The organism is Chamaesiphon sp. OTE_20_metabat_361 (assembly GCF_031364565.1).
Genome location: NZ_JANLWO010000462.1, coordinates 1 through 2,076, shown reverse-complemented (window position 1 = coordinate 2,076; position 2,076 = coordinate 1). Strand labels below are relative to the sequence as shown.

Sequence of the window (2,076 nt, the reverse complement as noted above, 5' to 3'; positions counted from 1 at the left end):
GGGTAACCGTCACCTATTTGGGGGTAAGGGGGGGGCAACCAGGGGCGTTTGCCGCTGCAATCGGCATGTCCATCGGCGCGATGTCGGATATTATGTATTTCGTCTGGTGCTGGCGGTGGCAGGGACACAAATCGACTGGGCTTCGTTTTTAGATCTGAATCCCCCAACCCAACCCCCTTAAAAAGGGGGCTTTAAAGTCCCCCTTTTTAAGGGGGATTTAGCGGATGCAACCACGCGGAGGTTCCCGACCCATGGCTTGCACCAAGCAGGGGGATTTGCCCACTAGAAACATAGCAGTTAAACTTTCCAAGCATCCTTTAAACTCAACTAAATTATGACCGAATCAAACTTCACCAAATACCAACATATCTTAGTCGTCGATCTCGAAGCCACCTGCTGCGACTTGCAAAGCATCCCCCGTCACCAGATGGAAACCATCGAAATCGGCGCAGTCATGGTAGCGACAGAAAGCCTAGAAATAGTCGATGAATTTCAAACCTTTATCAAACCCCTCCGCCATCCCATCCTCACCGAATTTTGTCGCCAACTCACATCGATTACTCAATCCCAAGTTGACACCGCTCCTACCTTTCCAGATGCGATAAAACTCTGGCAACCTTGGCTGGCTAAATTCGACAAGACTATATTTGGCTCCTGGGGCGATTACGATCGCAAACAACTCCAGCAAGATAGTAAATACCATCGGATCGATCTCCCCTATCCAGTCTCTAGCAACCATGTCAACCTCAAAGAAATCTTCAGCACCACCCAAAGACTGAACAAGCGTCACGGCATGGCGCAAGCGCTCAATTTGGCTCAGATCGAGCTGACTGGCACTCACCATCGCGGTATCGATGATGCGCGCAACATTAGCAAGCTTTTACCTTATATATTAGGACGGCAAAGAATTTAATTATTAACAGTTTTAGCGATCGATTCTTTGGCGACAAAGATGGCAATTATGCGTTTAGGTGTAAGATAGTTACTCCTAATATTCAATCTAACTCTTCGCCACAGTGGGGACAAATTCGTTGTGGTTTTGCCCGTTTCTTTTCGACTTCCTCGGTAAAACCGGAGGCAATAATCCCCGCTGGGAGTGCGACTAAACCTAATCCTAATACAGCAATAATCCCGCCGAGAATTTTACCGATCGCAGTAATGGGTGAAACATCGCCATAGCCGACGCTGGTGAGGGTGATGATCCCCCACCACATCGATGCGGGGATATTCGGAAATCGATCGGGTTGAGCGGCATGTTCGGCGAAATACATCAAGCTCGATGAAATCATCAGTAAGGTGAAGACAGCAAACAGTGTCGAAAATAAATCTTCGCGTTTGGCGGAAATAACTTTACCTAAAGTTCGCATCGACTCGGAATAGCGACCAATTTTAAACAGGCGTGCCAATCGGAGTAAATGCAGTTCGCGTACAAATACTAGATGGGGAAAGAATAGAAATAAGTAGTAAGGTAGAATTGAAATAAGATCGACAATCGATAGCAGTGTAAAGGCAAACTTGAATCTGCCAAAAATCGGGTGGCGATAGCGCGGATCGAGAGTACAAGTCCATAATCTGAGTGTATATTCAACGGTAAAAACGATCGCCGAAGCAGTCTCAAAATCGTTGAAATAACTTTTATAAGGAATCGAAATACTATCGACCGTTTCAAAAGTGAACGCCAGCACATTCAGCGAGATTAGCGCAATCATCAACGCATCAAATAACTTCCCCAGTCGATCGTCATGATGGGTGACTTCGATAACGCGGTAGATCTGCTGTTTGAGTTTACGAGTTTTGAGGTTAGCCACGATCGCCTGAGTGGAATTAATTAAAATATCAAACTTTATCGAGCTTTTTAATCGACTGTAACGCCAGATATTCCATCGGATTTTTGCCATTAAACTGATTGCCATCAAAGAAGGTTTCAATCCCGCGTGAAGTTGTCTGCGGCACCACAATTGACGACGAAATTGTCATTGCTGCTTCCCGCCATAAATCTTCGCGGTTGACTTTATTTACCATTGCTTGCACATCGGTATCGGGGGGTAAATAACCCCACCGCATATTTTCAGTCAA

Annotated in this window: 2 protein-coding genes and 1 pseudogene; 1 reads left to right on the top strand and 2 read right to left on the bottom strand. The window is 46.0% G+C overall.

From position 1 onward, the window contains the following. Positions 1–334 precede the first annotated feature (334 nt). Positions 335–913: a 3'-5' exonuclease gene (locus RMO35_RS13555; protein ID WP_309741827.1), complete on the top strand. Its 579-nt coding sequence runs from the start codon at positions 335–337 to the stop codon at positions 911–913. Positions 914–995: 82 nt separating this feature from the next. On the opposite strand, the gene RMO35_RS13550 is transcribed toward RMO35_RS13555, so the two are convergent. Next, on the bottom strand, positions 996–1,808 hold the full coding sequence (locus tag RMO35_RS13550; RefSeq protein ID WP_309741826.1) for an ion transporter: 813 nt from the start codon (positions 1,806–1,808) through the stop codon (positions 996–998). Between the two features lie 28 nt (positions 1,809–1,836). After that, positions 1,837–2,076, bottom strand: a pseudogene (locus RMO35_RS13545) (bicarbonate-binding protein); the annotation flags it as partial.